Consider the following 6,376-nt stretch of genomic DNA (forward strand, 5'->3'; position numbering starts at 1 on the left):
ACGCGATCGCGCTCGGCCTCGCGGGCGCGGGTCTCGACAGCTCCTGTGTCGGGCGCTGCGGTGGCCTTGGGCTTCTGGAGCTTGGGCTGCGCACGGGTTTCGACTGCGGCACCCTTCGGATCAGGCGCAGCTGGTTTAGGCTCGGTCATCGTGGTGTCCTCGGTTTCAACCGGCTCGGTCGGCTTTTGCGCTTGGGTTTCGGCGTCGCTCGCCGGATCATTGGGTTTGTCCGTCATCGGGATGGCTCCTGTGATTGGGGGTGGGACGTCCCGGCGATGGAGGACGCAGTCGTGAAGTTGAGATTTGGCGCGAAAGCCCGCGGCGGGGTCCGCGCCAACGGGCACGGCGGACACCTCAAAGGGCGTCCAGTCCACCGCGCGCCAAAGCTCACGGGCCGCTTCGGGCTTCGAGACCTCGAAGCGGTGGACTTGGTAACCGATAGACACCGCACGAATGTGCCCTGCCTGGATATCGCGCCAGATCGGTTCGACATCGGCGCGATCAGAGATGCGGACCTGCGCAACGCCGCGGCCGTTTTCGATGCGCGCGGACCCCGGGACGACCGAGCCGATCACGGCATCCAGCGTGTCGACCTCGTGCACCTTCAAAAACGGCGCACCGGCGTTTAGCCGATCCAGCCGCACATGGTCTGGGTCGAGGCTGAGCTCTTCGTCATAGGGTTCGCCGAACAGGGTCGACCGACGAACCCGAGCGCCTGCCGACCAGATCACCTCGACGGTGCGAGTGTCGGTATCGGCTGAGTTCGGCGCAAGCTCCGCCATCCGGCGCAAGGCCGGGATTTCGATCATCGTGTCCATATTGGTCAGTCCTGTTGGTCTGGGTCGGGCCGCGCCGGGTCGGTGTCGGAGCCGTCCGCCAGATCGCTCGCCGGGTCATTGGCCGGGTCGTCGTCGACGGGATCGGTAGTCGGATCGCTTGTTTGCGCGCTGCCGGTCTTGGTGACGCGGCGCGGGTCGCTGTCGAGCACCAGACCAAGATCGTCGAGCTTGGCATTGGTTGCGGCGATCTCGGCCAGCACGGCGTCGGGATTCCTGCCCTGTTTCGCAATCACCTCGGCCAGCGTCATGGTGCCGGAGCGGATCGACATTAGGTTCGCCATCGCGTCCTTTTGCGGATCGACCGCTTCGAACTTCGGCGGTGACCATTCGACCGGCACATCCGGTGTCGGGATCTGGCCCGCTGCCCACGCGGCCTCGGTGAACCAGCGCCAGACCGGCGCGCAGAACATCGGGATGAACAGCTGCCACTGCACGGCGTCGATCTGGCGGCGGAACTCGACGAGCCCGGCGCGGATCGAGGAATAGTTGACCTGGCTGAGATCGCCGGTCAGCAGTTCGTAAGGCACCCGGAACCCGGCCGAGATCGTGTGCAGGCTTGCCCGCTTGTATTCGGCATAGCCTCCCGTCGCTGAGGGCTGGTTGAAGCGAATGTCCTTGCCGCCGCGGGCATAGGCGATCAGCCCCGGCTCGAACTGCTCAACCCGGTTGCCATCAGCATCCACCACAGAGGGCGCGATACCCTGCTGCGCCTCGTCGTCGCCGAAGACGATGGCGGTGACGCAGGCCTCGGTCTTCTTGCGGACCAGCTCGGCCACCTCGTAGTCGTCAAGGTCCCGCAAGGACCTTATAACTGGCGCGCCCCAGGGAACACCGCGCGCCTGCGTGCGCTGCTTTTCGTAGACATGGGCAATCTCGGTCGCCGGGACCGGACGGCTCTGCAACCCGTTCTGCAATGCGCCATAGGCGTCGCCCGGATGCTCGGCATGCAGCCAATAGGCCCGGCGCTTGCCGACCGGGTCAAACTCAATCCCCTGCATCAGCCGTCCCCCGCCGAGCGCGCCGGATTTCGTGGCGTCGAGGAAGTCTGCCTCCAGCACCTGCATTTGCAGCGGCACCGGCAGACCGTCGCTCGCGCGCCGCAGACGCCGGCGCACCAGCACCTCGCCCGCCTCGACCATCTCGCGGCAGATCAACGTCTGCAGACCATAGAAGTCGAGCTGGCCGTCGGCATCAGCCGTGTCCGACCATTGCGCGAAGAGCGCATCGACCTTTCGATCCAGTTTGTCATTGCCGCTGGCGGCGCGCGGCATGATGCCCGCGCCAACAATGTTGTTGACCAGCACCGCCACGGCCTTCGCCGCATGCGGATTGTTGCGCACCAGATCACGCATGCGATCGCGAAGGAGCGCCCCGGCCACGCCGATCTCGGTGTCGGCCGAGGTCCCCGGCGCGCGCCAGCCTTCGGTACGCCGTCCCTTCGCCGCGCCATCATAGCCGCGTGTAAGGGTTTCAAACGCCTGCCTGGCGAGGACACGACGGGCTGCGGCGCGCGGTGCCACCGTAGCAATCGCGTGATCGAACCAGTTTGCAGACATCAGCGGTCTCCGCGCGAGAAGCCCGCAAGCCCGGCGACCGGCAGCGGTCGGCTGACGCCCGCGATGGCGCGCTCGATGGTGCGGATGCGCGCCAGCAGGTCCTCGGCCGAGCCGTAATCCACCGACTTGCCGTCATAGCTGACCCGTGTCGTGCCGCTGGCATAGGCGCGGCGCAGCGCCGAGAGCTCGGATTCCGTCCAGTCGGTCATGTTCAGAACCATCCCTCCCGCCGTCCGAGCCAGTCGGAGCGGCGCTTGCCCTGCGGGGCCTGTCCCTGCCTGTTGATCTGCCCGGCGGGATCGGTGTCGGTGGGGGCGGCCCCGAGCTGATCCTCGAGGTCGCGCCATTTCGCCTCAGACCAGCGATCCGCGCCCGCGATCCAGGCGGCGGCACGGGCGTAGACCCGGCAATCCAGCGCCTCGTTGCGTTCGCGCAGCTTCTGCCATTCCAGCCGGGCGAAGCCGCGCTTCGTGCGCACCGTCACCAGCTGTTCGGCGACGAACTGCTTCAGCCATTCGTTCTCGACCCAGTGCGGCAGGTGCACCGAACCGGGCGGGAACGCCGCCCCGTCTGCAGTGTCTTCCTCGGTCGGCCGCGCCAGCCGCAGGAAGCGGTAGGTCTCGGCCTTGAAGGTCGACACCGCCACGGTCCAGAGCCGCGCCCCGCGCCGCAGGCGTTTCCCGCCTTCGGTCGCGTCGACGAAGGTGGGGCCCGACACCGGGCTCGAGCGATTGAAGCCCTCGACGCCCTTGACCGGCGACACCTGCGCGAACCCCTGCGCCCGCGACCAGGCATAGACCGCCGGGGCCTCGTAGCCGGTGTCGATGGCGAGCCGCGCGATCCGCTGATGCGCCCCCCGTTCATGCGGCCAGGACCGGTCGAGCAGCGCCGTCAGTTCCGACCAGGCGTCATGCCGATCCGGCCCGCCCTCGATCACGACGTGATCGACGAGCCAGCTTTCCAGCCCGCGCCCCCAGGCCCAGACATCGACCTCGATCCGGTCCTTCTGCACATCGGCCCCGGCGGTCAGGAACAGCCCGCCCGCGGGCACCGTGCCGGATTTCCAGCGCTCGCGCCGGTCATAGAGCCGCTGCCAGTCCGGCGCTTCGCCAGTCTCGACCCATGTCTCGCCGAGGATCGTGTTGCGGAAGGCCTTGATCGCCTCGTCCGACCCCTGCGCCGCGTCCCAGGCCCGCACGATCCGCTCCCAGCTCATCCAGCCGATCGGCGAGTAGAGCGCCGAGAGGTGATACCCGACCGTGGTCGGATCGGCGGCAACGGCCGTCGTCCGCCATTGGCCGCCCTCCAGCATCGCCGTCTTGTGGTGTTCCGCGATTGCCGCGTCGCAGCCCTCGCAGTGATATTCCGCCGTCTCCGGGCGGCCCTTCTGCCAGCGCAGCCGGTCGAACTTCAGCCATTGCGCATGGCCGCAATGCGGGCACGGCACGAAGAACCGGCGCTGGTCCGATGCCTCGTATTCCCGCTCGATCCGGCTCAGCCCCCGGATGGTCGGGGTCGAGACCAGAAACACCTTGCGCCGGTGGGCGAAGGTCAGCGAGCGCGCCTCCGCCAGCGTGACCGGATCGCCTTCCTCGTCGGCGGACGCCGGATAGGCGTCAACCTCGTCCAAAAAGATGTAGCGCGCCGGGGTCGAGCGCAGTCCGACCGCCGAGTTCGCCCCCGTCATGATCAGGATGCCGCCCGCGAATTCCTTCGACAGCATGGTGTTGCCCGCGTCGCGCGAGCGCGCCGGTTTGACCCGTTCCCGCAGTTCCGGGCTTTCGTCGATCAGCGGGTCGATCCGCTGACGCGAGTTGCGCTTGGCGAGTTCCACCGTCGGCTGCACCGCCAGCATCGGTCCCGGCGCCTGGTGGATCGCGAAGCCGATCCAGTTGTTGCCCGCCTCGGTCGCGCCGACCTGTGCCGCCTTCATGAACACGATCCGCTGTGTCGGATCACCCGGGCTAAGCCGGTCCATGATCTCGCCCATGTAGGGCGTCCTCGCTGTGCGATACCGGCCCGGTTCGGCCGACGCGCGGCCCGACAGCATCCGGTGCCTATCCGCCCATTGCGAGACCGTCAGATCCGGGTCCGGCGTGAGGCCTTCACTCCAGGCGCGCAGGATTTCGGCCGCGCCATCGAAATCATCATCTGAGATCGGGTTTGACCTCGGCGAGATCGTCGAGCTGGGCACGGACATGTTTCTCCAGGACCTTCTGCATCGCGGCGGGCTCGACACCCAGATCAGCTGCCATCAACGCCGCGGCACGCGCGGGCCAGTTCACCCAGACGTCGCGCTCCTGCCGCGCGAGCCGGAAGACCAGTGACAGCGCGCGAGCCCGGTCGATCAATTCGCCCTTCAGTTTTTGCAGCCGCAGGCGGCGCTCTTGCGCTTTCAGAACCTCGTTGGCCGTCTTGGCTTGAAGGAACGTGGTGCCGCTGCCCACAGGTGGGGCGGCCATTCCCTGCTCGCGCAGGGTTTCGCCGACGGCTGAAACCGCAGCCTCCGAGACAGGCTTGAGCTTCGGCTTCGGTGCCTTGCGGGTCTTCGTCGGGTCGGTTGCCTGCGCGCGGAGCGCATCGCTGGCCTCCGCGTCGATGCTGCCATCGCTGTGCAACACCAGCCGTCCCGTGCTCTTGGCCTTCTGGACCGCCCCGCGTGAGAGGCCGATGCGGGCGGCGTATTGGCGCTCGCTCAGACCCTCCATTGCACGCTCCGATTATCATTCAAATTCATGTGCTTATGTAGTTGATAAGCCTCCGCACCAGAGCGAACGTGGTCTCACGAAAACGATGCAACTCACCACGGAGCCACCACGATGACCCGCCTGAACCCGCAGACAACGCCCCGCCATCAGCTTCGCGCCGAGAAGACTGCGCGGAACAAGGAAGCGGCGCTCAACGCCTTCATCGGCAAGAAGGCCGAGATCGACGCGATGCTTACCCGCCTGCAGGCGCTCAGCGACGACCATTTCAACTGCCACCCTGACGAGGCGGGCTGGGCGATGGTCGGCACCCTCGAACACTACGCCAGCCTCCTGAAACGCATCACGGACAGCGCCTTCGGCGAAAGCGAACACGCGGAGTGAGCCCGATGAACAGCACCCTTGCAGAGCGTTACAACCTCGAGGCCAACCGCCTGATGCCGCACATGGCAGGCGACCTTCAGGTAGACCCGACCATCAACACCGCGAGCGAGATCGACGAGATCGTGTTTCGCCGCCGCGAATATCTCGGCGGCATGGCGGCCGTCCTCCTCGCGCTGATCGCGCGCGACGACTGAGCCATCGCGCGTCGGTCCCGGCCCGCCCAAGCGGCGGGCTCGCCTCGGTAGAAGCCAAGCATCCCGCGCGGCTCAGAACCCGGAGGCAAACATGACCAAACTCACCGACACCCAAGCCATCATTCTCAGTGCCGCATCTCAACGCGACGGCAGTATCGCCTTGCCGCTACCCGACAGCCTGCGCGGCGGAGCCGCCGCCAAGGTGGTCGGCGCGATGCTCGCCAAAGGCCTCATCGAAGAGGTCGACGCTGATATGCGCAACGGCGAGCCCGTCTGGCGCGAGACCGGCGGCGGTCACGGCGTCACGCTGGTCGCCACCGATGCAGGCCTCGCCGCCATCGGCATCGAGACTGACAGCGCGGAGGTCAAACCGACCGAGGACGCAGCACCCAAGACCCGCAAGCCGCGCGAGGGCACCAAGCAGGCTACCCTCATCGCGATGTTGCGCGCGCCGGATGGAGCGACCATCGCAGAGATCATGACCGCGACCGGATGGCAGTCACATACGGTGCGCGGCGCGATGTCCGGCGCGCTCAAGAAAAAGCTCGGGCTCGAAGTCACCTCGGAGAAGGTCGAGGATCGGGGTCGGGTCTACCGTTTATGCTGAGCTCAGCATAAACGGTAATATGCGGAGCGCATGGTTATGCGGAGTTGCGGGCAGCTCGGGTTGCGCCGCCTTGGTTTTTTGGGGTTTCGAC

At 66.9% G+C, this 6,376-nt stretch carries 8 protein-coding genes; 3 read left to right on the top strand and 5 right to left on the bottom strand.

Features of this window, described 5'->3' with window-relative positions:
* The 5 genes from HNS34_RS20160 to HNS34_RS20180 form a co-directional block, all read right to left on the bottom strand.
* A partial coding sequence (locus tag HNS34_RS20160) for an HK97 family phage prohead protease (protein WP_172321870.1) occupies nucleotides 1-818 on the bottom strand: 818 nt, incomplete at its 3' end.
* Nucleotides 819-823: 5 nt separating this feature from the next.
* On the bottom strand, nucleotides 824-2,395 hold the full coding sequence (locus HNS34_RS20165; protein ID WP_172321871.1) for a phage portal protein: 1,572 nt from the start codon (nucleotides 2,393-2,395) through the stop codon (nucleotides 824-826).
* Nucleotides 2,395-2,604: a phage head-tail joining protein gene (locus HNS34_RS20170; RefSeq protein WP_172321872.1), complete on the bottom strand. Its 210-nt coding sequence runs from the start codon at nucleotides 2,602-2,604 to the stop codon at nucleotides 2,395-2,397. Before HNS34_RS20170 ends, HNS34_RS20165 begins: the two co-directional genes overlap by 1 nt.
* A 2-nt stretch (nucleotides 2,605-2,606) precedes the next feature.
* Nucleotides 2,607-4,595, bottom strand: a complete 1,989-nt coding sequence (locus tag HNS34_RS20175) for a phage terminase large subunit family protein (protein WP_172321873.1) — start codon at nucleotides 4,593-4,595, stop codon at nucleotides 2,607-2,609.
* A complete protein-coding gene (locus HNS34_RS20180) occupies nucleotides 4,543-5,103 on the bottom strand; it encodes a hypothetical protein (protein WP_172321874.1) in 561 nt (186 codons plus the stop codon). The genes HNS34_RS20175 and HNS34_RS20180 overlap by 53 nt, the downstream gene beginning before the upstream one ends.
* Nucleotides 5,104-5,214: 111 nt before the next feature.
* On the opposite strand from HNS34_RS20180, the gene HNS34_RS20185 reads away from it, so the two are divergent.
* The 3 genes from HNS34_RS20185 (at nucleotide 5,215) to HNS34_RS20195 (ending at nucleotide 6,285) form a co-directional block, all read left to right on the top strand.
* Nucleotides 5,215-5,484: a hypothetical protein gene (locus HNS34_RS20185; RefSeq protein WP_172321875.1), complete on the top strand. Its 270-nt coding sequence runs from the start codon at nucleotides 5,215-5,217 to the stop codon at nucleotides 5,482-5,484.
* A gap of 5 nt (nucleotides 5,485-5,489) precedes the next feature.
* Entirely contained in the window at nucleotides 5,490-5,678 is a 189-nt protein-coding gene (locus HNS34_RS20190) for a hypothetical protein (RefSeq protein ID WP_172321876.1), read from the top strand.
* A 91-nt stretch (nucleotides 5,679-5,769) separates the two neighbouring features.
* Entirely contained in the window at nucleotides 5,770-6,285 is a 516-nt protein-coding gene (locus HNS34_RS20195) for a DUF3489 domain-containing protein (RefSeq protein WP_172321877.1), read from the top strand.
* Nucleotides 6,286-6,376: the final 91 nt, after the last annotated feature.

Source organism: Alterinioella nitratireducens, assembly GCF_013155465.1.
Lineage (GTDB): Bacteria > Pseudomonadota > Alphaproteobacteria > Rhodobacterales > Rhodobacteraceae > Alterinioella > Alterinioella nitratireducens.

What these genes read in the sequence shown, in the direction of transcription:
- HNS34_RS20180 (WP_172321874.1), bottom strand. Translation starts at nt 5,103, where the DNA reads ATGGAGGGTCTGAGCGAGCGCCAATACGCCGCCCGCATCGGCCTCTCA.
- HNS34_RS20170 (WP_172321872.1), bottom strand. Translation starts at nt 2,604, where the DNA reads ATGACCGACTGGACGGAATCCGAGCTCTCGGCGCTGCGCCGCGCCTAT.
- HNS34_RS20195 (WP_172321877.1), top strand. Translation starts at nt 5,770, where the DNA reads ATGACCAAACTCACCGACACCCAAGCCATCATTCTCAGTGCCGCATCT.
- HNS34_RS20165 (WP_172321871.1), bottom strand. Translation starts at nt 2,395, where the DNA reads ATGTCTGCAAACTGGTTCGATCACGCGATTGCTACGGTGGCACCGCGC.
- HNS34_RS20190 (WP_172321876.1), top strand. Translation starts at nt 5,490, where the DNA reads ATGAACAGCACCCTTGCAGAGCGTTACAACCTCGAGGCCAACCGCCTG.
- HNS34_RS20175 (WP_172321873.1), bottom strand. Translation starts at nt 4,595, where the DNA reads ATGTCCGTGCCCAGCTCGACGATCTCGCCGAGGTCAAACCCGATCTCA.
- HNS34_RS20185 (WP_172321875.1), top strand. Translation starts at nt 5,215, where the DNA reads ATGACCCGCCTGAACCCGCAGACAACGCCCCGCCATCAGCTTCGCGCC.